The organism is Pseudomonas tohonis (genome assembly GCF_012767755.2).
Taxonomy (GTDB): Bacteria; Pseudomonadota; Gammaproteobacteria; order Pseudomonadales; family Pseudomonadaceae; genus Metapseudomonas; species Metapseudomonas tohonis.
In genome coordinates, this window is record NZ_AP023189.1 from 1,529,634 (window position 1) to 1,553,963 (window position 24,330).

General features: G+C 68.3%; 20 protein-coding genes. 7 read left to right on the forward strand and 13 right to left on the reverse strand.

All coding sequences use genetic code 11. The features are described from left to right. Positions 1 to 3: 3 nt before the first annotated feature. The 4 genes from HSX14_RS07125 to HSX14_RS07140 all read right to left on the reverse strand — a co-directional run bounded on the left by HSX14_RS07125 (position 4) and on the right by HSX14_RS07140 (position 7,557). Entirely contained in the window at positions 4 to 546 is a 543-nt protein-coding gene (locus tag HSX14_RS07125) for a hypothetical protein (RefSeq protein WP_173178758.1), read from the reverse strand. Next, complete coding sequence (locus tag HSX14_RS07130; RefSeq protein ID WP_173178757.1) at positions 524 to 3,328, reverse strand: M66 family metalloprotease; 2,805 nt, start codon at positions 3,326 to 3,328, stop codon at positions 524 to 526. Before HSX14_RS07130 ends, HSX14_RS07125 begins: the two co-directional genes overlap by 23 nt. Positions 3,329 to 3,380: 52 nt before the next feature. Next, a complete protein-coding gene (gene gspD / locus HSX14_RS07135; RefSeq protein WP_173178783.1) occupies positions 3,381 to 5,588 on the reverse strand; it encodes a type II secretion system secretin GspD in 2,208 nt (735 codons plus the stop codon). Between the two features lie 445 nt (positions 5,589 to 6,033). Beyond that, positions 6,034 to 7,557, reverse strand: a complete 1,524-nt coding sequence (locus tag HSX14_RS07140; protein ID WP_173178756.1) for a fumarate hydratase — start codon at positions 7,555 to 7,557, stop codon at positions 6,034 to 6,036. Positions 7,558 to 7,781: 224 nt separating this feature from the next. On the opposite strand from HSX14_RS07140, the gene HSX14_RS07145 reads away from it, so the two are divergent. From HSX14_RS07145 to HSX14_RS07155, 3 genes are read left to right on the forward strand one after another with little or no spacing between them, the layout of a single operon-like run. Then, entirely contained in the window at positions 7,782 to 8,909 is a 1,128-nt protein-coding gene (locus HSX14_RS07145) for a GGDEF domain-containing protein (RefSeq protein ID WP_173178755.1), read from the forward strand. Next, positions 8,902 to 9,840, forward strand: coding sequence for an iron-sulfur-binding ferredoxin reductase (locus tag HSX14_RS07150; RefSeq protein WP_173178754.1), 939 nt, complete (start codon positions 8,902 to 8,904; stop codon positions 9,838 to 9,840). Before HSX14_RS07145 ends, HSX14_RS07150 begins: the two co-directional genes overlap by 8 nt. Positions 9,841 to 9,864: 24 nt before the next feature. Continuing rightward, positions 9,865 to 10,638, forward strand: coding sequence for an enoyl-CoA hydratase (locus tag HSX14_RS07155; protein ID WP_173178753.1), 774 nt, complete (start codon positions 9,865 to 9,867; stop codon positions 10,636 to 10,638). Between the two features lie 252 nt (positions 10,639 to 10,890). On the opposite strand, the gene pyk is transcribed toward HSX14_RS07155, so the two are convergent. Together pyk and HSX14_RS07165 are read right to left on the reverse strand one after the other, a co-directional pair. Further along, on the reverse strand, positions 10,891 to 12,342 hold the full coding sequence (pyk, locus tag HSX14_RS07160) for a pyruvate kinase (RefSeq protein WP_173178752.1): 1,452 nt from the start codon (positions 12,340 to 12,342) through the stop codon (positions 10,891 to 10,893). Positions 12,343 to 12,429: 87 nt separating this feature from the next. Continuing rightward, complete coding sequence (locus HSX14_RS07165; protein ID WP_173178751.1) at positions 12,430 to 13,233, reverse strand: outer membrane assembly lipoprotein YfiO; 804 nt, start codon at positions 13,231 to 13,233, stop codon at positions 12,430 to 12,432. 161 nt (positions 13,234 to 13,394) lie between these two features. On the opposite strand from HSX14_RS07165, the gene HSX14_RS07170 reads away from it, so the two are divergent. From HSX14_RS07170 to HSX14_RS07180, 3 genes are all read left to right on the forward strand, one after another. Then, positions 13,395 to 13,769 carry a tetratricopeptide repeat protein gene (locus tag HSX14_RS07170; RefSeq protein WP_173178750.1) on the forward strand — a complete coding sequence of 125 codons (375 nt, stop codon included), beginning with the start codon at positions 13,395 to 13,397 and terminating at the stop codon, positions 13,767 to 13,769. Positions 13,770 to 13,853: 84 nt separating this feature from the next. After that, the gene (locus tag HSX14_RS07175; RefSeq protein WP_173178749.1) at positions 13,854 to 14,276 is read left to right on the forward strand and encodes a DUF4124 domain-containing protein; all 423 of its coding nucleotides are present in this window, start codon (positions 13,854 to 13,856) and stop codon (positions 14,274 to 14,276) included. Positions 14,277 to 14,337: 61 nt separating this feature from the next. Then, complete coding sequence (locus HSX14_RS07180; RefSeq protein WP_173178748.1) at positions 14,338 to 14,697, forward strand: PilZ domain-containing protein; 360 nt, start codon at positions 14,338 to 14,340, stop codon at positions 14,695 to 14,697. Between the two features lie 124 nt (positions 14,698 to 14,821). Here HSX14_RS07180 and HSX14_RS07185 read toward each other — a convergent pair whose 3' ends face one another. The 7 genes from HSX14_RS07185 to HSX14_RS07215 form a co-directional block, all read right to left on the reverse strand. Continuing rightward, complete coding sequence (locus tag HSX14_RS07185; RefSeq protein ID WP_173178747.1) at positions 14,822 to 16,153, reverse strand: DUF58 domain-containing protein; 1,332 nt, start codon at positions 16,151 to 16,153, stop codon at positions 14,822 to 14,824. After that, complete coding sequence (locus tag HSX14_RS07190) at positions 16,150 to 17,277, reverse strand: AAA family ATPase (protein WP_228723551.1); 1,128 nt, start codon at positions 17,275 to 17,277, stop codon at positions 16,150 to 16,152. The genes HSX14_RS07185 and HSX14_RS07190 overlap by 4 nt, the downstream gene beginning before the upstream one ends. Beyond that, positions 17,274 to 18,575 (reverse strand): DUF4350 domain-containing protein, encoded by a 1,302-nt coding sequence (locus HSX14_RS07195; RefSeq protein ID WP_173178746.1) that lies wholly within the window; start codon positions 18,573 to 18,575, stop codon positions 17,274 to 17,276. Before HSX14_RS07195 ends, HSX14_RS07190 begins: the two co-directional genes overlap by 4 nt. Further along, on the reverse strand, positions 18,572 to 20,173 hold the full coding sequence (locus HSX14_RS07200; RefSeq protein WP_173178745.1) for a DUF4129 domain-containing protein: 1,602 nt from the start codon (positions 20,171 to 20,173) through the stop codon (positions 18,572 to 18,574). The genes HSX14_RS07195 and HSX14_RS07200 overlap by 4 nt, the downstream gene beginning before the upstream one ends. Beyond that, entirely contained in the window at positions 20,160 to 21,137 is a 978-nt protein-coding gene (locus tag HSX14_RS07205) for a stage II sporulation protein M (protein WP_173178744.1), read from the reverse strand. Before HSX14_RS07205 ends, HSX14_RS07200 begins: the two co-directional genes overlap by 14 nt. Continuing rightward, the gene (locus HSX14_RS07210) at positions 21,134 to 21,871 is read right to left on the reverse strand and encodes an RDD family protein (RefSeq protein ID WP_173178743.1); all 738 of its coding nucleotides are present in this window, start codon (positions 21,869 to 21,871) and stop codon (positions 21,134 to 21,136) included. Before HSX14_RS07210 ends, HSX14_RS07205 begins: the two co-directional genes overlap by 4 nt. Positions 21,872 to 21,961: 90 nt before the next feature. Next, positions 21,962 to 22,714, reverse strand: a complete 753-nt coding sequence (locus tag HSX14_RS07215; protein WP_173178742.1) for a hypothetical protein — start codon at positions 22,712 to 22,714, stop codon at positions 21,962 to 21,964. 181 nt (positions 22,715 to 22,895) lie between these two features. On the opposite strand from HSX14_RS07215, the gene sbcB reads away from it, so the two are divergent. Beyond that, complete coding sequence (gene sbcB / locus HSX14_RS07220; protein WP_173178741.1) at positions 22,896 to 24,326, forward strand: exodeoxyribonuclease I; 1,431 nt, start codon at positions 22,896 to 22,898, stop codon at positions 24,324 to 24,326. Positions 24,327 to 24,330: the final 4 nt, after the last annotated feature.

Consider the following 24,330-nt stretch of genomic DNA (forward strand, 5'->3'; position numbering starts at 1 on the left):
GTTTCAGAGGTCGGGGTCTGCCGCCGTCGGGCAGCCGCCCAGGGCCTGCAATTCGTCCAGGGGCACGCCGGCCTGGACGAAGGATTCGCAGCCCGCCGGCAGCACCGGCAACGTCACCGCGGGTTCGACGTCGACGGCACGGATGGCCGCATCCGGGGCCCGGAGCGCGCGCCCCTGGATCACCAGTTCGCCCACCTGAATACCGCGCCGCAGCAGCAGGCGATCCCGCTCCACGGCCAGCACCTCGATGCCATCGGGCAGCCGGTCGCCGGCCTGCACGCTGAGCAGCCTGCCGTCGTCGAGGCTGAGCGAGGCCAGGCCCTGGCCGTCGCCCCGGCTGAAGACGCTGTACAGGCGCCAGCCGTCGAGGCCCGCCAGCGGGCGGGGCGCAGGGTAGGGCTTCAGCGACAGGGGGGCGGGTTCGGCGAGCAGTGCCCTGGGCAATTGCACCGCCGAGACGGGCGCGCTCAGCAGCAGGGCCGCCAGCAGCGCTCGGCTGCGGCGCCCGCCACGGGTGGCGACGCTAGGGCGCGGTGCGGCTGGCACGTTGCTCGGCATAGGCCATGAACAGGTTCAGGTTGCGGCTCTGCAGCAGCGGGAACAGCCCGTTGTCGTTGAGCGTCGGCCCGTACCACTTCTGGTTGCCACCGCCGGTGCAGCCGTAGGTGATCAGCTTGCCGCGCCCGTCGGTGAGGTAGCCCCCGGAAAGGTCCATGCAGCGGTTGCCGTATTTCAGCTGCGGCAGGGCGGAGAAGTCCCAGGCCTGGGCGTCGACCTGGCTGTCGCAGGTGCTGAGGCCGATGTCGCCGTTGGCGGTCAGGCACTGCGTCGGCTGGGCCGCGCTATGGATGCGGCCACCGGCATCGACCCGCCATTTTTCGTCGATCGCCCCGGTGCACTGGGCCTTGGCGGCGACGTAGGGCCTCCAGGCGCCATCGACCTGTTCGATGCGCACGCAGTTGCCGTTGCTCATGGCCAGCGGTTGGGCCGGCGGCAGCAGCGGAGTGGCGTCGAGTTGCAGGGTGGCCAGCAGGGTGTCGAGCGCCCTGGCGGCTTCGGCGTCGCTGGCCAGGCGGCTGCCGTAGGCATCCAGCCAGCGGTTGAGACGCTGGGCCTTCGCCTGCTGCTGGTCGAGGCGTTGCAGCACCTCCCGGGCCGCACCGGAGAGGCCGTCGGGGCGGTCGCTGTAGCTGTCGAAGAGCACGCGCGCCTCGCCCTTGAGCGTCGGCACCGCCTGCCCGGCGAGGGCGGCGAGGGCGCTGTCCAGCTTCGGCAGTTCCACCTCGCGCAGCGCGTCGAAGCGTGCGTCACGACCGACGATGACGGCGGGTGCCATCGCCGGCAGCCCCTGGGGAATGATCAGGCTGGCCAGCTCGGTGGTGGCGGCGCCGGCCGTGTCACGGCATTGCAGGGCCGCCGCGACGGGCAGCTCGGCCTGGGCCAGGTTGACGTGCAGCTTGTTGGCATTGCTGCCCAGGCGCGTGGGGGCGACGGCGATGCGCTGGGTCCTGTCGTTGGCGAAGCTGACCTCCAGCCAGCATTGCCGGCTGGTGGCGGCGGCATCGGGCGGCGGCAGGTCGTAGACCTGGCCCCAGTTGCCGCGCAGGGCCGGGTAGAGCACGGCGGCGCCGGTCTCCGGGTCGTAGCCGCCGAGCAGGGTGATGACCGGGACGCCGAACAGGCGCGGCTTGCGGTAGTTGCCGTCGGCGCTGTCGTACCAGACGTTGCTGGACTTGGGCGTCTTCGGCTGGAACACCTCCATCTTGCGGCTGGTGGCGTCCCACTTGCGGTAGCCCGTGGGGGAATCGGGGGCCCAGACGGCGCGGTTCAGCGCCGGCTGGATCTTCTGCCGCGTGCTGTAGCCGGTGTAGTGGGTGTAGCGCGACAGGCCGCTGGCGAAGTTGCCGCCGGCCATGGCGTCGGTGGCGAAGCTGTAGGCATCGACGTAGATCGGCATGCCGTTGAGGCCGCCGGTCTTGGCGCGGGTCCAGTGCAGGTTGGCGCGCATGCGCTTGCGGTAGGCGATGTAGCCCCAGCCGCTGTCCGGGTGATGGCCGGACCAGAAGTAGTTGTCGCCACTCTGCCCCGGGTAGTGGCCCAGGCCGTAGTGGTGGCCGATCTCGTGGCTGAATTCGTTCCCCACCGAGTCGATCAGGGTGAGGATGCCGTTGCCGCCGCTGAGGCCATGGTTGACCGGGCCGTTGGCGTACTGGCCGCGGGCGTGGTGGATGACCGCCGAGTTGGTCAGCTGCGGCTGTTCCTGGCTGGCCATGCCGGCGCTGGTGATGCCCCAGTTGGCCAGGTTGATGCCGGTGCTGAAGGTGGACTTGGCGGTGTTCTCGCGCATGTCGCCGCTGTAGACGTCGCCGGTGGTGGCGCTGACCTGGCCCTGGTCGGCGTCGTAGATCGTGCCGTTGGCCACCATGACCTTGCGCAGCAGCACGTCCTCGTACTGGCTGGCCACCATGCGGGCGATGGGCACGGTCTGGAAGTAGTCAGTGGCGGCCTGGGCCGGCTGGGTGTTGAACCAGTGCTGGCCGCCCGGGACCTCGGGGGTGAGCATGCCGATGCGGATGGCCTGGACCAGCAGCTCGGCGGGCGGGGCGAAGTCGAAGGCCTCGGCGGCGCGCTGGCCGCTGCGGCCCTGGTCGTCGCTGAGCTGCAGGCTCATGCCGGGCACCACCCAGTCCCAGGGCAGCACGGCGGACCAGGCGCGGCGCGAATACACCACGTCGGGGCGGGCGTCGCTGCCGGTGCGGTCGGCACGGTAGAGCTCGTCGGGGTGGCGCAGCGTCAGGTCGCCCTTGAGGGCGCCGTCCACCAGCACCTGCACGCGCAGGGACCTGGGCAGGGGCTGGTCCGGGTCGGGGGTGACCAGCAGCAGGGCTTCGCGCTCGCTGGTCAGGCGCGGCATGTTCTTCGCTTCGTTGCCTTGCGGGTCCACCGAGTGGCTCTGCACGAACTGCAGCATGGCGGCGAGGGTGCCGGTGAGATCGTTGCGCACCGGGCGCGGCTGGCCGTCGGCGGTCTGGTCGTAGAAGCCGAGGGCGTTCACTTCGTCGACCACTGCGGCATCCGGCTCGGGGAAGCGGTTGCCCGGCTGCGTCACCGGCGGTTCGGTGGGCGGGGTCACCGGCGGCGTGACCGGTATCTCGGGGGGCGCGGTCTCGTCCGGCGGCGTGCCCGGCTGGGCGGGCGGCGTGGTGACGCTGCCGGACCCGCCGGTGCCGGGGCCGGGGCTGCTGCCCCCGCCGCCTCCGCCGCCACCCAGATCGAGGCAGCCGGCCAGGCTCAGCAACCCGGAGATAAGAACGATCTTGCGCAACATGGTCCCTCGCTTGTTCACGGTTCGGTGTTGTTGTGGTTATTCCGGTCGTCGGCTACAGCGCGGTCACCTGGCCTCGGTGGCTGGGCAGGGTGGCCGGCAGGTTGTGCAGGGCGCGCTCGGCCAGGTCCGCCTGGGGGTAGTCGCCGTAGAACATGCGGTACCAGTCGCGGCCATCGCGTTGCGAGCGCTGGATGCGCAGGGGCTCCCCGGGGTGGCGGGCCATCAGCGCGCGCATATACTGCTCGTTGCTGCCTTCGATGAGGTTGATGCTGTAGCGCTGCGCCACCGAGGGGGTGGCAGGCGGCGGGCTGGCCTTGGGGGCGGCAGGGGGGGCGCTGGCCTGGGTGCTGGCGTGCAGGGGCGCCTGGGCCGGGGCCGCGAAGGGACGCGCGACGGCGGCCGGCTCGGGCCTGGCGGGAGGCGGCGGGGTGGCTCGCGCCGGGGCTTGCGGTGCCGGCTGCTGGAACAGCTGCACCGGGTCCTGCGGCAGGGCGCGCTGGGCGTCCTGGGTGGCGGTCAGGTGGCGCATGTCCTGGTACTTCTCCTGGCTCAGGTCGGCCAGGCGGGTGCCGTCACGCACCACCCTGGGCCGCAGGAAGACCATGAGGTTGCGCTTGACGTTGACGTCCTTGCTGGAGCGGAACAGGCCGCCGACCAGCGGGACGTCGCCCAGCAGCGGCACCTTGCTTTCGCTGCGCGTCACGTCGTCCTGGATCAGGCCGCCGAGCACGATGACCTGGCCGTTGTCGGCCAGCACGGTGCTCTTGATCATGCGTTTGTTGGTGACCAGGTCGACCGCCCGCGAGGCCGCCCCGGTGCTGGGGGCGATGGAGGAGATCTCCTGCTCGATCACCAGGCGCAGGGTGCCGCCTTCGTTGATGTGCGGGGTGACCTTGAGGGTGACGCCGACATCCTTGCGCTCGATGGTGGTGAAGGGGTTGTTGGCCCCGGCGGCGTCGGTGGTGTAGGAGCCGGTCTGGAAGGGCACGTTCTGGCCGACGAGGATCTCGGCCTGCTGGTTGTCGAGGGTGAGCAGGCTGGGGGTGGACAGCAGGTTGCTGTGGCCGCTGGCCGACAGCGCGGTGATCAGGGCGCCGAAGTTGTCGTTGCCGATGCCGACGATGGCGCCGTCGGGCAGGTTGACCGGGGTCTTGGCTTCGATGGCGCCGAGCAGGGTGCCCACCGACAGCCCGGTGTTGCTGAAGTTGGTGCCGCCGATGGGGCCGCTGTCGGAACGGCCGTCGATGGCCCACTGCACGCCGAGCGCTTCGCTGACGTCGCCGGACATCTCGACGATGGCGGCTTCCACCAGCACCTGGGCCCGCGGCACGTCGAGCTGGTGCACCAGCTCTTCCAGCTGGCTGACCATGTCGGGCTCGGCCATCAGGATGAGGGCGTTGAGCCCTTCGTCGGCACGGATCAGCACCGGCGCCTGGGTGGTGGTGGGCGAGGTGGCGCCGCGCAGTTGCTCGGACAGGTCGCTGAGGGTCTTGGCCAGGTCCTTGGCGTCGCCGTGGCGCAGGCGCACCACCCGGGTGTTGGCGGAGCGCACGGGCGCCGTGTCCAGTTGGCGGGCCATCTTCAGCAGGCGCTCACGGGCTTCGGGCGGGCCGAGCAGCAGCAGGCGGTTGGTGCGCGGGTCGGCGATCACCTGGGCGCTGCCGTTGCCGACGGCCTGACCCCGGCGCAGGCTTTCCTGGAGCATGGCGGCCACGTCCTTGGCCCAGGCGTGCTGCATGTCGTAGAACACGCTGTCGTCGGCGCCGGCCCGGTCGAGCTGGGTGATCAGGGCGATCAGCCGCTCGATGTTGGCGCGCTTGTCGCTGACGATCAGCGCGTTGCTGGAAGGGATGGCCGCCAGGTGGCCGTTCTGCGGCACCAGCGGGCGGATCAGCGGGAGCAGTTCGTTGACCGGGGTCTGCTGCACTTGCAGCAGGCGCGTCTCGAGGGTTTCCGGCCCGCTGCCGACGGGGCTGTTGGCGACGCTGCGACCGTCGATGTCGGGCACGATGCGCGCCTGGTTGCCCTGGGCGATCACGCTGTAGCCGTGGGTGCTCATCACCGAGAGGAACAGCTGGTAGACCTCGCTGAGGGTCAGCGGTGACTCGGAGATGACGGTGACCTGGCCCTTGACGCGCGGGTCCAGCACCAGCGTCTGGCCGCTGATGCCCGCCACCAGTTCGGTGAAGTCCTGGATGTCGGCATCGCGCATGTTGATGGTCCAGCGTTCTTCGCCGCCGTCAGCGGGCGGTTGCGCCATCGCCAGGGGGCAGAGCAGCAGGACGATCCAGGCGGCATGACGGAGCCTGGTGCACAGCGTCAGCAGCAGGTAGCGGGCCACCCGCAACGGCGGGAATACGGGTGTGGTACGAAGCATGTGGAAAGCTCGACAGACATCCGCGCATCCGTGCGCCTTGCTGGTTTTCTCTGGAGGGCCCTACCCGGGGCCGAAGGACTGGCGAGAATAAGTAAAGTTGCACGCATGTACTAAAAATCCGCTTGCAACTGTGGGCGGTTTCACACTGTTTATCCTGACCATTCGGTCATGTGCGACTGGTTGGCAGATTGAGGAAAATCCCGGGCGTTGCCCTGCGATGCCGCCTTGTTTTCTGATGGATCGACCCGGCCTGCAGTGACGGTGGCGCCGATCTGCGCCCATGAAAAAGCCCGGCGCGGGGCCGGGCTTCTTCATGCTGCGTGGCGCGTTACTTCACTTCCACCGCCAGGCTTTCGGCGATCTTCTTGTTCCAGATCGCAGGGCCCGTGATGTGCACCGATTCGCCCTTGGTGTCGACCGCGACGGTCACCGGCATGTCCTTCACTTCGAATTCGTAGATCGCTTCCATGCCCAGTTCGGCGAAGGCCAGGACCTTGGACTTCCTGATCGCCTGGGCCACCAGGTAGGCGGCACCGCCGACGGCCATCAGGTACACGGCCTTGTTGTCCTTGATCGCGTCGATGGCGATGGGGCCGCGCTCGGACTTGCCGATCATGCCCAGCAGGCCGGTCTGCTCGAGGATCTGGCGGGTGAACTTGTCCATGCGGGTGGCGGTGGTGGGGCCTGCCGGGCCGACCACTTCGTCACCGACCGGATCGACCGGGCCGACGTAATAGATGAAGCGACCCTTGAGGTCCACCGGCAGCTCTTCGCCCTTGTTGAGCATGTCGACCATGCGCTTGTGCGCGGCGTCGCGACCGGTGAGCATCTTGCCGTTGAGCAGGACGGTCTCGCCCGGCTTCCAGCTCTGCACGTCTTCCGGGGTCAGGGTGTCGAGGTCGACGCGGCGCGCGGAAGGGCCGGCTTCCCAGACGATTTCCGGGTAGGCGTCCAGCGGCGGCGCTTCCAGTTCGGCCGGGCCGGAGCCGTCGAGCACGAAGTGGGCGTGACGGGTGGCGGCGCAGTTGGGGATCATGCACACCGGCAGGGAGGCGGCGTGGGTCGGGTAGTCCATGATCTTCACGTCGAGCACGGTGGTCAGGCCGCCCAGGCCCTGGGCACCGATGCCCAACTGGTTGACCTTCTCGAACAGCTCCAGGCGCATCTCCTCGATCCTGTTCTGCGGGCCACGGGCTTTCAGCTCATGGATGTCGATGGACTCCATCAGCACTTCCTTGGCCATCACCGCGGCTTTCTCGGCGGTACCGCCGATGCCGATGCCGAGCATGCCCGGCGGGCACCAGCCGGCGCCCATGGTGGGGACGGTCTTGAGGACCCAGTCGACGATGGAGTCGGAGGGGTTGAGCATCGCCATCTTCGACTTGTTCTCGGAGCCGCCGCCCTTGGCCGCGACGTCCACTTCCACGGTGTTGCCGGGGACGATGGAGTAGTGGATGACCGCCGGGGTGTTGTCCTTGGTGTTCTTGCGGGCACCGGCCGGGTCGGCCAGGATCGAGGCGCGCAGCACGTTCTCCGGCAGGTTGTAGGCGCGGCGTACCCCTTCGTTGATCATGTCGTCGACGCTCATGGTGGCGCCATCCCAGCGCACGTCCATGCCGACACGCACGAAAACGGTGACGATGCCGGTGTCCTGGCAGATCGGGCGGTGGCCGGTGGCGCACATGCGCGAGTTGATCAGGATCTGCGCCATCGAGTCGCGCGCGGCGGGCGACTCCTCGCGCAGGTATGCCTCGTGCATGGCCTGGATGAAGTCGACGGGGTGGTAATAGGAAATGAACTGCAGTGCGTCGGCGACGCTCTGTATCAGGTCGTCCTGCTTGATCACGGTCATGGGGCGCGCTCCTCTTGAATTCGGGAACATCGGGAAGCGCCGGACCACGACCCGGCGCGCATTGGATTGGGGGTGAAAATGGCGCGGAAGTATACCGCGTGCTCAAGCGCGGGCACACCCGCCGACAGTCGACCTTGGTCGCTGACCGCCCCTCACGCGTCCCCTAGGTTTTTTGTGATCACGGGCGTAGAGTGGCGGCATGGTGCCACTACGGGATGGAGCCCATGAGCACAGCGAGTCAACGGGTCACCCATCGCGCGTTGCAAAGCCTGCTGCTGAAACGCTTCGGCATGGCGGCCTGCACCTATGCCCTTGCCCTCTGCCTGTTCTGGATAGCCGTCCTGGGGAACCTGTACCACGCGTCCATCGCCAGTGCGCTGGCCGCCTGCGGGCTGATCGTGCTCTCGCAACTGGTCTTCCTGTTCATTTTCCTCAGCGGCCGCAACCTGGCCTTTCGCGACCCCAGCCTGACCGAGGTGCAGGTCCTGGTGGCCCTCGCCTGGCATACCTTGCTGCTGTCCGACCTGGAAGGCGCCCGGGGCGCACTGCTGGTGGTCTATGTGCTGATCATGCTGTTCGGCGTGTTCCAGCTGCAGCCGCGGGTTTTCGTACGGTGCTCGGCCATCGGCTTCTTCGCCTTCACCGGGCTGAACCTGTGGGAGGCGTACCAGATGCGCCTCGCCTCGCCGGCCCTGGCGGTACTGCAGGTGTGCGCGCTGTTCGTGGTGCTGGGCTGGCTGGCCCTGTTCGCCAGCTACGTGCAGGCCCTGCGCCAGCGGATGCGCCAGCGGCGCTTCGCCCTGCAGGCGCACCAGGACACGCTGCGCGGCATGATGCGCCAGCTCGAAGACCTGGTCGCCACCGACGAGCTGACCGGCCTGTTCAACCGCCGTCACTTCCTGCGCCTGGCCACCCGTGAGCTGGAAGCCCTGGCGCCCGGCCGCCAGCACGGCCTGGCGCTGATCGATCTCGATCACTTCAAGCGCATCAACGACATCCACGGCCATGCCGCCGGCGACCGCGTGCTGCAGACCTTCGCCGCCGTGGCGCGGGCCTGCCTGCGCGATGGCGACATCCTGGCGCGCTACGGTGGCGAGGAGTTCGTCCTGCTGTTGCCCAATTGCGATGCCGACCGCCTCACCGCCTGCTGCGAGCGCCTGCGCGAGGCCTTCGCCTCCGCCGATCCGGTGGGTGTGCAGGTGGACGGGCTGAGCCTGTCGGCCGGCATGACGCTGCTGGCGGTGAGCGACGAACTCGATGATGCGCTGCAGCGCGCCGATCAGGCACTCTATCGGGCCAAACGTGGCGGGCGGAACCGCTGCGATGCCGCCTGGGAGGAGCAGGGTGCCTGAACTCGAGGTCGCGGGAAGACGCTGGACCGTACCCCCGGCCAGCAATCTGCTGGACCAGCTCAACGCCGCAGGATGCAAGGTCCCCTTCAGTTGCCGGGCCGGCAGTTGCCATGCCTGCATGGTGCGCTGCGTGGCCGGCGAGCCGCTCGACGCGCGGCCCGAGGCGCTCGACCCCGGGCGCCGCGCCGAAGGCTGGCGCCTGTCCTGCCAGTGCCAGGTGGTGACGGACCTGGTGGTGGAGGTGTTCGACCCGCAGCGTGATGGCCTGCCGGCGGAGGTGGTGGCGCTGGACTGGCTGGGCGAGGTCGCACGGCTGCGCCTGCGTCCCCAGCGCCCCTTGCGCTACAGCCCCGGGCAGCACCTGCTGCTGTGGAGCGCCGAGGGTGTCGCCCGGCCCTATTCGCTGGCCAGCGTGCCGGGCGAGGAGCCCTGGCTGGAGTTCCACATCGACTGCCGCCAGCCCGGCGCCTTCGCCGATGCGCTGCGGCCGTTGCAGGTCGGCGCCACCCTGCGCCTGGGCGAGCTGCGCGGCGGTGCGCTGCACTACGACCCGGACTGGGATGGCCGCCCCCTGCTGATCCTCGCGGCGGGCACCGGCCTGGCACCGCTCTGGGGCATCCTCCGCGAGGCCTTGCGCCAGCATCACCAGGGCGCGATCCGCCTCATTCACCTGGCCCATGACCCGGCCGGGCATTACCTCGCCGAACCCCTGCGGGCGCTGGCCGGGCGCCACGACAACCTGCGGGTCGAGCTGGCCACTGCGGCGCAGCTGCAAGGTGTTTTGGCCGATCTCCGGCTTGTTTCGCGCCAGACCGTCGCCTTACTCTGCGGCAGCCCCGCCAGCGTCGAAGACTTCGCGCGCCGCCTCTATCTGGCCGGTTTGCCGCGCAATCAACTGCTGGCCGACGTATTCCTGAGCCGCTCCTTCTGAGGCGGCCACCGCCGAGGAGCCACCATGAGCGAGCACATCCACCTGGAACGTGACCAGGGCCTGCTGATCATCCGCATGCAGCGAGCGGACAAGATGAACGCCCTGACCCGCGCCATGTACGGCGCCATGGCCGACGCCCTGGACGCGGCTGGCGAGGATCGCAGCGTGCGCGCGGTGCTGATCACCGGCAGCGAGACCTGCTTCACCAGCGGCAACGACGTGGCCGATTTCATCCAGGCACCGCCCTCGGGGCTGGACAGCGAAGTGTTCCGCTTCATGAAGGCGCTGTTCGATTTCGCCAAGCCGGTGGTGGCGGCGGTGAGCGGCCCGGCAGTGGGCATCGGCACCACGCTGCTGCTGCATTGCGACCTGGTCTATGTCGCCCGCGACGCCAAGCTGAAGATGCCCTTCGTCAACCTCGGGCTGTGCCCGGAGTTCGGTTCCAGCCTGATCCTGCCGCGCATGCTCGGCCATGCCCGCGCCGCGCAATTGCTGCTGCTCGGCGAAGCCTTCACCGGCGAGCAGGCAGCGGCCTGGGGCATCGCCAACGAGGCGCTGGACGATGGTGCCGCGACCCTGGCCCGTGCCCGCGAGATGGCCCAGCGCTTCGAGCAGCTGGCGCCCTCGGCGGTGGCGGTGAGCAAGCGCCTGATGCGCGAGCCGGGCCGCGAGGAATTGCGCCAGGTGATCATGGAAGAGGGCGAGCTGTTCGGTCAGCGCCTGCGCACCCCCGAGGCGATCGAGGCGCTCTCGGCCTTCATGCAGCGCCGCAAGCCGGATTTCTCCAGGTTCGCCTGAGGCTCGCAGGCGGGTTTCGCCCGCCCCACAGCGCTCCGGCAACCGCAGGATGAAAACCCATCGATAAGGCGGGTCAGGCACGCACAGGTGCCACGCTCGACTCCGCTCGGTGGAGGTAAAAAGCGACCTCCACCCTACATAGCAGTCACGCCCCCGTTTCTGTGGGAGCGAATTCATTCGCGAAAATCGCGGTGGATCACGCCCATGAAAAAGGCCGCCCTGGGGCGGCCTTTTTCATTCACTGGGGATGCTTCACACCAGCGGGTCGCCGACGTGGAGGATCTTCATGGTGTTGGTGCCGCCGACGGTGTGGTAGCTGTCGCCCTTGGTCAGGATGACCCAGTCGCCCTGCTGCACGATGCCGCGCTTGAGCAGTTCGTCCACGGCGGCCTGGCTGACCTTGTCGGCCGGCAGCGCGGCGGGGTCGAAGGGTACGGTCTGCACGCCGCGGAAGAGGGCGACGCGGGCCTGGGTGGCACGGTGGGGGGAGAAGGCGAAGATCGGCACCGAGGAGCGGATGCGCGACATGATCAGCGGGCTGTAGCCACTCTCGGTGAGGCAGATGATGGCCTTCACGCCCGGGAAGTGGTTGGCGGTGTACATGGTCGCCAGGGCCACGCTCTCGTCGCAGCGGCTGAAGGTGTGCCCCAGGCGGTGGCTGGATTTCTGGCTGGTGGGGTGCTTCTCGGCACCGACGCAGACGCGCGCCATGGCCTTGACCGCTTCCACCGGGTATTCGCCAGCGGCGCTCTCGGCGGAGAGCATCACGGCGTCCGTGTAGTCCAGCGCGGCGTTGGCTACGTCGGAGACTTCGGCGCGGGTCGGCATGGGGCTGTGGATCATCGATTCCATCATCTGGGTCGCGGTGATCACGGCTTTGTTGTAGCGGCGGGCGTGCAGGATGATCTTCTTCTGGATGCCCACCAGCTCGGCGTCGCCGATCTCCACGCCGAGGTCGCCACGGGCCACCATCACGGCGTCGCTGGCGCGGATCAGGCCGTCCAGGGCTTCGTCGTCGGCCACGGCTTCGGCGCGTTCGATCTTGGCCACCAGCCAGGCGCTGCCACCGGCTTCGTCGCGCAGGCGGCGGGCCAGTTCCATGTCGGCGGCGTCACGGGGGAAGGAGACGGCCAGGTAGTCCAGGTCCATCTCGGCGGCCAGCTTGATGTCGGCCTTGTCCTTGGCCGTCAGGGCCGGGGCGGTGAGGCCGCCGCCGCGACGGTTGATGCCCTTGTGGTCGGACAGCGGGCCGCCGATCAGCACGGTGCAGTGCAGTTCGTCGGCGGTGGTGGCGTCGACGCGCATGACCACGCGGCCGTCGTCCAGCAGCAGTTCGTCGCCGACGCCGCAGTCCTTGATCAGGTCGGGGTAGTCGATGCCCACCACTTCCTGGTTGCCGGCGTCACGCGGGTGGGTGACGGAGAAGCGGAACCTGTCGCCAGCTTCCAGTTCGATGCGCTTGCCTTCGAACTTGGCGATGCGGATCTTCGGGCCTTGCAGGTCGCCGAGCAGGGCCACGAAGCGGCCGTGCTTGGCCGCCAGCTCGCGGACCAGGCGCGCGCGCGCCTTGTGCTCGTCGGGGGTGCCGTGGGAGAAGTTCAGGCGGGCGACGTCGATACCGGCGAGGATCAGCTGTTCCAGCACCTCGGGCGAGTTGCTGGCTGGGCCGAGGGTGGCGACTATCTTGGTGCGGCGAAGGGACATGCGAAGGCTCCATTTTTCAAGCAGAGCCCGAGGCTACACCGCTGGCAACCTGTAGTCATCGTTCCTCTTCACTACCCTTTGCGGGTGTCATTCAACGCCCGGATTCAGGGCCTGGTCCAGGTGCCGCGCGGCGTTCTCGGCCTGCTCGGCATCGGGGAACTCGGCGAGCAGGCGGCGCAGGTAGCCGATGGCGCGGCCCCGGTCGGCCCGGGGGTTGGCCGGTGCGAGGTTCATCAGCGCCATCTGGTACAGCGAGCGGGCCTTGATGTCGGGCTGCACATGGGCATCGCCCAGGGCCAGGGAATAGAGCTGCTCGGCTTCGTCGACGCGGTCCTTGAGCACGGCGCGGCGCGAGAGCAGGGTCATGTCCGGGTCGAGGTCGCTGCGGTAGAGGTCGAGGTTCTGGCTGGGCTTCCAGTCCGCCAGCAACTCGCGGGCGGTCTTCTGCACCGGCTCGTCGGCGCGCTGGCGGATCATCAGGATGCGCGCTTCGGCCCGCTCGGCGGCGCGGGTGCCGGGGAATTCGTTGGTGATCTGGTAGAAGCGGTTGAGCGCCTTGGTGTCGTCGCGCTGGTCGTTGTAGCGGCTCATGTAGATCAGGCCGATCTGGTAGAGCGAGATGGAGCGCACCTCGGCGCTGAACTGGCGGTCCTCGTAGCCGGTCAGGTAGAGCTTCTCGGCCTCGGCACTGGTGCCGTCGCGGATGGCCATGGCGCTGTAGGTCAGCAGGTCGCCGTCTTCCTCCACGGCCGCGGCCATGCGGTTGTTCTTCATCACCTTGTATTCCACCGCTTCGTTGGTGGTCACCTGGGCGATGAACAGCGGCGTGGTGGGGGAGCAGGCGGCGAGCAGCAGGAGGGCGCTCAGGAGGGCGGGGCGGACGGGCTGCATGGAGGCTCCGATGGCGGCGTTTCGGCGAGTCTAGCAGCGGCTCGGTCGGGGCCGCGGGTGCGTTGCGCAAGTCCCATCGGAGGATGTGCCCGGGTCTCTGCCGGACGGCGTTGCAGAAATATCCGACAGCGCCGATATACTCGCCAACGGAGGAACTACCCATGCGCACGCTGATCATCCTGCCCCTGCTCGCCGGCCTCACCGGCTGCACCCGCTGGTCACTCGACCACCACCTGAACAACGCCTACCACGCCTACGACGAAGGTGACTGCGACACGGTCATGCTCGAGCTGTCCCAGGCCGAGCGCAAGAGTCGCTCGCGGGCCTACATGCAGCCGGAGATCTCCCTGCTGCGCGGCCAGTGCCTGGAACGCCAGAGCCTGTTCGTGGACGCCGCGCAGACCTACCACTTCATCATCGGCCGCTACCCCACCAGCGAGTACGCCTACCGTGCTCGGGCGCGGCTGGAGACCCTGGAGAAGCTCGGGCAGATCAGCGGTGCCGTGCCCGCCAAGGCCAGCCCGGCCGCGCTCTGACCGATGTTTCGACCGTCGGTCGTGGCTCGCTTGAGTGGCCTCGTGCCAGCGCTAAGCTTTGCCTTTGTTTCAGGGAGGGGTGCCATGCGTCGCCTGCTTTTGCTGGTCGTCCTGCTGCCTGGGCTGGCCGGCGCGGAGATCTATCGCTGGACCGACGCCAGTGGCAAGGTCCATTTCAGCGAGCGTCCCCAGGCCGGAGCCCAGCAGGTCCAGGTCAAGCCGCAGGTGGTGGAGCGTGACGATGCCACCCGCGATCGCGAGCAACGCACCGAGCAGTTCTTCGACGCCCGCCGCCAGGAGCAGGCCGAGGCCCAGCGCAAGGCGGCGGACGCACGCAACCAGCGTCAACAGCAATGCGGCAAGCTGCGCAGCGATCTCGCGCGGCTTCGCGAGGGTGCCTCTTTCTACCGTCTCGACGAGAAGGGTGAGCGTCAGTACTACAGCGACGGCGAGATCGATGCCGCCCGTCGCCAATTGACCGCGGAGATCAGCCAGCACTGCGGTTAATAGTTGGTTCGAGTGCAGTAGTGAGGCCATACTGAACGGCCATCAATAGCGATTCGCCATCATGCGTAGCCAGCGCCGAATAGAACGCCATCAGTTGCCCTACTACCTGAAGGTATTCAACCGCATCACCGACAAACCCATGGGCTATCTGGGCAACGTTTCCCTCGACGGCCTGATGCTCATCAGCCAACTGCCGATGCTGGTGGGGGCCCGTTTCGACATGCGCCTGAAGATCCCGGGGCATGACGGCCAGCAGCATTTCATCGACTTCTACGCGACCTGCCAGTGGAGCCGGGAAGACGTCAACCCGGGCAACTTCGATTCCGGGTTCGCCCTGGTGGCGCCGCCGCCGGAGTACGTCGAGATGGTCGAGGCGCTGCGCCACTACTTCAGCTTTCGTCCCCTCCCGACCTCGGTCTGACCGCGTCAGGCGCTAGCCGCTGTGGTCAACGCAGGCCCGTAGCCCGGACTTCGGTCCGGGTGGCGGGCCGCATGGGTTTCGTATCTCTACCCACCCTACGGGGACGGTTGCGCCTTGCTGGGCGTCAGAGCACGCCGGCCTTCTTCCAGGCCAGGTAGCGCCCCACCAGCTCGGGGCCGAGTTCGCCGGGGCGGCAATCCAGCACCGGGACGTCGTGGGCGGCGAGGCGCTCGTGCAGGCTGGCGCGGGCGTTGAGGTAGTCCACCGTGCCGCAGTAGGACAGCGCCTGCTCGAAGCCTTGCACCGGTTCGTGGCGCAGGGCGTCCAGCACTTCTTCGCGCAGGCTGGCGATCAGCACCCGGTGGTGGCGACCGAGGCGCTTGACCGCCGCCAGCAGCTCCTCGTCGTCCTCGTCGCGCAGGTTGGTCACCAGGACCACCAGGGCGCGGCGGCGCTGGCGGGCCAGCAGGGCGTCGATGGCAGCGCCGAAGTCCGCCGGGCGCTGGGTGCTCTCGAGGTCGTAGACGGCGTTGAGCAGCACGCTCAACTGGGCCGGGCCCTTGACCGGTGCGAGGTAGCGCTGCTGGTCGCCGGCGAAGGTGGTGAGGCCGACCGCATCGCCCTGGCGCAGGGCCACGTAGCTCAGCAGCAGGCTGGCGTTGAGGGCGTGGTCGAAGTGCGAGAGGTCGCCATCCTGGCTGCGCATGCGACGGCCGCAGTCGAGCATGAAGACGATCTGCTGGTCACGCTCGTCCTGGTACTCGCGGGCGATGGGCGTGCGCTTGCGCGCGGTGGCCTTCCAGTCGATCTGCCGCAGGGTGTCGCCGTCGCGGAATTCACGCAGCTGGTGGAACTCCAGGCCCAGGCCACGACGCGGGCGCTGGCGCACGCCGAGCTGGCTGAGCCAGTCGTCCACGGCCATCAGCTGGGCGCCGTAGAGGCGGGCGAAGTCGGGGTAGACGCGGGTCTCGCCCGGCAGGTCGAGGTAGCGCCGCTGGCCCCAGAGGCCCAGGGGGCTGGGCAGCTCCACCTCGCACAGGGGGAAGGCGAAGCGGCCGCGCTCGAGCGGGCGCACGCGATAGCCGAACTCGGTGACCTCGCCCGGATGCAGGGCAACGGACTGGGGCAGGAACTCGGTGTCCATCCCTGCCGGCACGTGGTCGTAGACCTTCAGTTGCAGGGCGCGGGTGAACGCGTGGTGCACGCGCATGCGCACCTCGCCCCAGCGGCCCAGCGACAGGTTGCCCGGCAACTGGCGCTCCAGTGCGGGCGAAGGCAGGCGGCGCAGCCACAGCGCATCGAGCACGGCGAGCAGGGCGAGGGCGCAGAGCAGCCCCCACCAGAGCAGGCGCAGCTGGTCCGGCAGCTTGCTGCCGAGGGCATGCAGGGTGCCCAGCACCAGCGCCACGGCCAGCAGGCCGGCGATCAGGCCGAGCAGGATGCGCGATGGTTTCATAGACGCGGCGCCGGCACCTGTTCCAGCAGCTGTTGCAGGACCTGGTCAACGGACTGGCCTTCGATATCCAGTTCCGGCGACAGGCGTACGCGGTGGCGCAGCACGGCCAGGGCGCAGCTCTTCACGTCATCGGGCAGCACGAAGTCGCCGCCACGCAGCAGGGCGCGGGCGCGACCGCCACGGACCAGGGCGATGGAGGCGCGCGGGCCGGCACCCAGGGCCAGGCCCGGCCAGGTGCGGGTGGCACGGGCCAGGCGCACGGCGTAGTCGAGCACCTGGTCGTCCATCGGCAGCTCGCTGGCGATGCGCTGCAGGGCCTGCACGTCCTTGGCCTGCAGCAGGGTGCGCAGCGGCGCCACCTCCAGCATGTCGGCGCGGGCGGAGCGGGTCACCTGGCGGACCAGGGCGAGCTCCTCGCCGGCCTCGGGGTAGTCCATGCGCAGCTTGAGCATGAAGCGGTCGAGCTCGGCTTCCGGCAGCGGGTAGGTGCCTTCCTGCTCGATGGGGTTCTGGGTCGCCATCACCAGGAAGGGCAGGGGCACCGGCAGGGCGCGGCCTTCGAGGGTCACCTGGCGCTCCTGCATCACTTCCAGCAGTGCGGCCTGGGTCTTGGCCGGGGCGCGGTTGATCTCGTCCGCCAGCAGCAGGTTGGTGAACACCGGGCCCTTGCGCAGCTTGAACTGCTCGCTCTGCATGTCGTACACGGCGTGGCCGGTGACGTCGCTGGGCATCAGGTCGGGGGTGAACTGGATGCGCGAGAACTCGCCGCCGAAGCAACGCGCCAGGGCACGCACCAGCAGGGTCTTGCCCAGGCCCGGCACGCCTTCGACCAGCACGTGGCCGGCGGCGATCAGGGCGGTGAGCACATCGTCGATGACGGCGGTCTGGCCGACCACGGCCTTCTGCAGCTCCTGGCGCAGGGCCTGGGCCAGTTGGCTGGCGCGCTGGCGCTGGCTGCTGGCGGCCGAGGGGGCGGCAGCCGGTGCGACCGGGGCAGCGACGGGCTCGCTCGGCTGGGGAGCCGGCGCCACGGCGGGCGGGGCTTCGGGGGTGACGTCGGAAAGGTCCAGGTTCAGGCCTTCGGCTTCATCGTTGATCGGCTGATCGGGCGTCTGTTCGCTCATAGGGCATTCCTGAGGCTTTGCAGGTGGGCGACCTGGCGGGTGAATTCGGAGGCACTGAGGCGCTGCTTGGGCAGCGGCCGCATGGCCTGGCTGATGGCGGCGGTGGGCATGCGGGTCAGGCGGCTGAGCACCTGCCACTGCTCGGCCACGCCGAGTCGTTCGAAACCGGGGTGACGGCGCCGCGCGCGGCGCAGGATGTCGCGCTGCAGGCCCTGCAACAGCACGTGCTTGCCGCTGCGGCGCAGGAGGAAGTCGGCGCTGGCGCGCAGGTGCTCCTCCAGTTGGCGGCGCGAACGGCTGGCAGGCGCCAGTTGCGGCCCCTGGCGGCGACCGACGTGCCAGAGCACCAGGGCGATGAGCAGGGCCAGGGCCACCAGGGCCTCGGGGAAGTTGCGCCAGAGCAGCGCCGGGAGGTCGTCGCGTTCGGCCCTGTAGAGCAGCGTCACCTCGGTGTCGTGGGTCAGGTACCAGAGCAGCCAGGCGTTGTCGTGGCTGACGATGTTGCGGTTCTGCCAGATCCAGCTGTCGGTGAGCACGGTGATCAGGCCGTCGCCATGATTCATCTGCAGCATGTGGGTGGCGTTGGCGCTGTTGGCCCAGGCATGGGCGCGGTCTTCGCTGTCGTAGAGGTGGAAGCCGGTGTCGAAGTCGATGTACGCCGGCGCGTCCTCGTTCTCCAGGTAGAGCTTGGTCAGCTCGGGGTAGCGGTCCTCTTCCTCCGGCTCGGCGTCGGCCTCGGCGGGGGCTTCTTCCTCGCCCTGGGCCTGCTGCTGGTCATCCTCGGCCGCGTCGCTCTCGACGCCTTCCTCGGTGGCGGCGTCTTCCTCGCCCTCGGTCGCTTCGCTCTGCTCGGCGTCCTCGCTGTCTTCTTCGTCGAGGTCTTCGGTCTCGAACTGCTGGATGCCGAGGCGATCCAGCAGCAGGTCGCCGCTCTCGCCTTCGTCCTCGTCGTACAGGGCTTCGGCGACGAACAGCACGTGGCCGCCGTGGGCCGCCCAGTCCAGCACGCGATCGGCCTGCCGCGGGGTCATGCGGCTGCGATCGGCGAGCAGCAGCAGGGTATGGCCGGGGGCTGGCAGGTCGGCCAGGACCTCCAGGCCATCGGCGCGACTGACAGTGAGCCCCTGTTTGCGCAGGAAGCTCTCGGCGGCGAGGTAGTCGTTGAAACGCGCCTCGGGCGAGGGGCCGTGGGTCAGGGTTTCCTGGTACGGCTCGATCTTGTTCAGCAGCCAGATGAGGAACAGGCCGAGCAACAGGAAGAGCAGGGCACCGAAGATGAAGCCGCCGCGACGGGTCATGCGCTGGCTCCCTTGGCGATCAGCCGGCGCCAGCCCTCGCAGAGGCCGCGCTTGAGGCTCTCCGGCGGCAACTGGTGGCCGTAGGCGAGGTTCTGCCAGTGACGGGTGAGGACCTGGGCGAAGCGGGACAGCTCGTCACGCTGCAGCCCCTGCACCAGGCCAAGTACCTCGCCTTCGGTGTGGGAGCCCTTGAGCGGCAGGCGGAAATCGTGGAGCAGGTGGCTGAGCAGCGCGCGGTAGAGCAGGCCGAGGGCCTCGCGCGGGTGCTCGGCCCAGAGCCGCTCGGCTTCACTGGCGACATCGTCGGGCAGGGTCTCGGGCGCGACTTCCAGGCCGAACAGCTGCAACGGCGCCTCGCGACGCTTGCGTTGGGGCAGGCCGATGCTGCCGACGAAGGTGGAGAGCCATTCGCGGTAGCGCCAGATGACCAGGGCTACGAGGCTGATCAGCAGCCCCCAGAGCACGACCTTGATGATGAGCGCCAGCCAGGAGGTGCTGTTCCAGAGGTCGGCCAGCTTGAACAGGCCCTTGATGAAGTTGGTGAGGCTTTCCGCGTCTTCCTTGGAAAGCTCTTCCTTCTTCTTGTCCTTGGCGTCGGTGTCGGGGAAGCGCCAGCGGGTCACCGTCTCGCGGTTCTCGAAGGGGGGCTCGTCGAGCAGCTTGGCGATGCTCTCGCTGGCGGCCTGGCTGCTCAGTTCCTGGTGGGTGAGGCGCGGGGCGTCGGGGCCGTTGGGGTCTTCGACCGGGAGCGGGCAGCTGCTGGCGCCTTCGGCGGCCAGCACCGGCTGGGCGGGCAGGGTGGTCGCCAGGACCACGCCCATGCCCAGCACCAGGGCGTAGGCGAGGCCGGTCAGGCGCTGGCGCAGGCGGCGGAACACCAGTTCGATGTCCCAGGCCTCGAGTGCAGTGCGGCGGTTCAGGTAGAGGGTGAAGCCGCAGGCGACGTAGACCGGTTCCCAGACCATGAGCACGAAGAAATACAGGCTGTTGGACAGGTGCTCCATCCACACCCAGTCGCCTTCGGCCTGCTCCAGCAGTTTCTGCCAGTCCCAGTCGGCCACCACCTGCTGCGGCAGCATCAGGTAGAGGAGGGTGATCAGGCCCATCCACAGGGCGGTTTCCAGGTGCATGCCGATGATGGTGAGCCAGGTGGCGCCGCCGGCATCGCGCTGGCCGAGGACCACCAGGCGCTGGCTGCGGGCTGCGCCGGAGAGGCCTTCGAGTTGCATCACCGGCATGTCGAAGCTGCGCGAGGGGCTGAAGCGGCGCCAGGTGAGGCTGGCGATCAGCTGTGGCTTGAGCAGGCGCGGGTAGGCCTTGAGCGCCTCCTTGAGCGTCGGCGTGTCGCCGAACAGCGCGCGGGAGAGGATGTACAGCGGCAGGCGCTCGAAGGCGGGCTTGAGCAGCCAGAAGACGAACATCGCCCAGCCGGAGTAGTTCCACAGCAGCAGGCTGAGCAGGAGGAACACCGGCAGGGTGATCAGCGCCCAGCTGGCCATGAGCAGGCCCATGTGGCGCCGGGCGAGCAGCACGCCGAGGTCCATGGCTTCCCAGGCGCTGCGCGGGCGGATGGCGACGCTGGCATCAGTCAGGCGCATGGCGACTCCGACCGGCGAAGCAGAAGTAGCTGCCCACCATCAGCCACAGGCCCGCGCCCACGATGTATTTGACCTTGGGCGTGGTGAAGGTCATGGACGACCAGTAGGCCTCGATGAAGGCGGCGATCAGCAGCATGAGCATGGCGCCGGCGATCAGCTTGACGCTGTGGGTGGCGGCCAGGCGCAGGGATTCGGCGCGGGTCATCCGCCCGGGGGCCAGCAGCGACCAGCCCAGTTGCAGCCCGGCGGCACCGGCGAAGGTGATGGCGGTGAGCTCGAAGGCGCCGTGGCCGATGACGAAGGACCAGAAGGTCTCGCCATAGCCGACCTCGGTCAGGTGGCCGGCGACGGCGCCGATCATCAGGCCGTTGAAGAACAGGAAGAACAGGCTGCCGAGTCCGAAGAGCAGGCCGCTGGCGTAGGTCTGAAAGGCGATGCCGATGTTGTTCATGATGTAGTGGCCGAACATCATCCAGTCGTCGCCGGAGTCGCGTTCGCTGGCGCCGATGCGATGGGCGTCGGGCTCGTACATGGACTCCATCTCGGCCACCTGGTCCGGCGGCACCACGCTGTAGACGAGGTCGGGGAACTGGTGCACCAGCACGCCCATCACCCCGAGGCTCACGTAGAACAGCAGGCTGGCGATGAGGACGCTGCGCCACTGCTCGCGGACCAGGCGCGGAAAGCCGCCGAGGACGAAGCCGAGGATCTGCGCGCCCAGGTGGCTGCGGTGGCGGTAGAACTGCTGGTGGCCGCGCATGGCCAGTTGCTGCAGCTGGTCGATCAGGTGGCTGCTGTAGCCGCGTTCCTGGGCCAGCGCCAGTTGCTGGCAGAGGTGGCGGTAGTCGGCGGCGAAGCCCTCGCAGGACTTGGCGTCGGCCTTGCCGCGCTCCAGGGCGTCGAGCTGGGCGCCGAAGCGTTCCCAGTCGGCCTGGTGGCGACGTTCGAACAGGCTCTGTTTCATGGACTTCCCAGTAGGCTCCTGGCGATGCCGTTGAGGCGGGCCTCGGCCTGCTCGGCCGGGACCTCCAGCGGCTCGGCGAGGATGCCCGCGAGCTCGGCGCGGCGACCGCTGGAGAGGCCGGCCTGGCGCTCGGCGTAGCCGAGGATGGCGCGCTGCTCGGTGAGGCTCAGGATGAAGGGCGCACGTTGTGGCTCGGCGTCCGGCAGTTGCGGGCGCGAGGGCTTGTCCTCGCGGTAGACCACCAGGGTGCCGGCGGCGAGATCGCCGAGGCGCTTGAAGGCGGGGTGCATCAGCGTGCTGAGGATGCCCAGGGCATAGCCGAAGGGCAGGATGTCGACGAAGCGCAGCAGGTTGCGCACCAGGGAAGAGGACCAGCCGACGGGCGTGCCGTCGTCGTGGACCACGCGCAGCCCCATCAGGTGCTTGCCCGGCGAGCGGCCCTGGTTGAGCACCTCGAACAGCACCATGTACCACCAGGTGACGAGGAAGGTGACGATCAGCCCCAGGCCCATGCCGAACTGCCCGAGCAGCAGGAACACCGAATACAGCACCAGCAGCAGGATGCCGCGGATCAGCAGGTCCACCGTGTAGGCGAGGGCGCGGGGCAGGAGGCTGGCGGGGCGCAGCACGAGGTCGATGCCCTCGGGCGTTTCCACCTGGTAGCGGGTGTCCAGGGGGGCGGACTGACCCTGCTCATTTCCATATGGGCTGGTGGTGCGGGACGTCGATGTCATGGGTCGACTGCGTTGGGGAAAGCACGATGCTAGCGGAGCATCACTTGGCGAGGCAACCGACCCGCCGGTGGCGGGTCGGCACTGAGCGGATCACTGCGGCGGGGGCAGCACGCCGAAGATGGTGCGGTAGAGGATGCCGACCGCGATGATGAACATCGGGAAGGTCCAGATCAGGCCGATGCCCAGCGGGATCATGCTCAGGATCATGATCAGCGACAGCACCAGCATCAGGCCGAAGACCTTGAACCAGCGCTGGGTGATGGCCTTGCGCGAGGCTTCCAGGGCTTCCCAGGGCGACAGCTTGCGCTCCATCGCCAGGGGCAGGGCGAGCATGTAGGCGATGGCCAGGTAGAAGCCGGGGATGAGCAGCAGCAGGAAGCCGATGTAGATCAGCACCGCCATCAGGATATTGAGGATGAACAGCGGCACGAACAGGTTGAAGTTGCTGAACAGCTCGTTGAAGTTGAGCGGCTGGCCGGCAGCCTGGCGGATGCCCAGCAGGTAGATGCCGCCGAGAATCGTGGCGCAGAGGCCGGAGCCGATGACGCCGCCGATGAAGGACAGCACCGTGGCGGCGATTTCACCGGCCATGCCGCCGATGAAGCCCAGGACCAGGCCGAACAGTGTGGCCAGGACCTGGCTGGCGACACCGTAGATGATCATGCCGCAGACGATCATGCCCTTGGAGCCCTTGACCCGCTGCCAGGACTCGCTGATCACATCGCCGATGTTGAAGTCGTAGCCACGGGCCAGGGCGGCTTCGACGCTCAGGGCGCCGTTGTCGATGGTTTCGACCAGGGCGCTCTGGGGGGCGGAATAGGGGTTTTCGGGGGTGCCTTGCATGGTCGCTTCCTTGTGAGTCGGTGCAGGAGGCTCAGGCCCGGGGCGGGCATGGCGCGAGCGCGATATTTTCTGGTTTCGGCAGGACGAATTCAATCGGCTGCGTCACTGTTTGACGAATTGGCGGGCGCCGGCCCCGGCCGTCCGGGTGATAGACTCCGGCCCCTTGGCCATAGGAGGCAGCGTGACTTCCAGCATCTTCTGGTACGACTACGAAACCACCGGCATCAACCCCCGTTGCGACCGCGCCATCCAGGTGGCGGGCATCCGCACGGACGAGGCGCTCAACGAGATCGAGCAGCCGCTGAACATCTATTGCCGGCCCAGCGACGACATCCTTCCCCACCCGGCCGCCTGCCTGGTCACCGGGATACTCCCGCAGACCCTACGCGATAAGGGGTTGGACGAAGGCGAGTTCATTACCCGCGTGCACGCCGAACTGTCGCGACCGGGCACCTGCGGCGCGGGCTACAACACCCTGCGCTTCGACGACGAAGTGACCCGCTACAGCTTCTACCGCAACTTCCACGACCCCTATGCGCGGGAGTGGCAGGGCGGCAACAGCCGCTGGGACCTGATCGACACCCTGCGTACCGCCTACGCCCTGCGCCCGGAAGGCATCGAGTGGCCGACCGAGGAAGGGCGCGTGTCGCTGCGCCTCGAGCGCCTGACCGCCGCCAACGGCATCGACCACGGCCAGGCCCACGACGCCCTCTCCGATGTGCGCGCCACCATCGCCCTGGCCCGCCTGGTGCGTGATCGCCAGCCACGGTTGTATGACTTCCTCTTCCAGTTGCGCAGCAAGCACAAGGTGCAGGAACAGATCCGCCTGTTGCAGCCGCTGGTGCATATATCCGGTCGTTTTTCGGCGGCGCGGCATTACTTCTCCGTGGTATTGCCGCTCGCCTGGCATCCGAAGAACCGCAATGCATTGATAGTCTGCGACCTGTTATCGGATGTATCGCCGCTGCTGAACCTCGATGCGGAAACTCTGCGACGTCGCCTCTATACAAGGCGCGATGAATTGGCGGAGGGTGAAGTGCCGGTGCCGTTGAAACTCGTGCATATCAATCGTTGCCCGGTAGTGGCGCCCCTTAGTGTCCTGCGGGCGGCGGACCAGCAGCGCCTGCAAGTGGACTTGGCGGGGATTCAGGAAACGGCGCGACAACTTGCCGAGTTGCGCACGCAATGGCAGGACAAGTTACCGGCCATTTACGCGGAGGAGGCCTTTCCCGGAACCGAAGATCCGGAGCAGCAACTCTATGACGGTTTTATTGGTGATCGCGACAGGCGACTCTGCGAGCAAGTGCGAAATGCCGAACCGCTTCGCCTGGCGCGTGAACCCTGGCCATTCGATGATCCGCGTTTACCGGAGTTGCTCTTCCGATACCGTGCTCGAAACTTCCCGGATACTTTGTCACCCGCGGAACAGGACCAATGGACGGCGTTCTGCAGAAACCGGCTCGTTGATCCGGCCCGGGGCGCGCCCAATACCCTGGCAGCGTTCGATCAGGCCGTGCAGGAACTGAGTGCGGGCGCCACGCCCGCCCAGTTGGCGATACTCCAGGCCTGGGCGGAGCACGCCGCCGTGTTGCGCCAGCGCTACCGGCTATGAATGG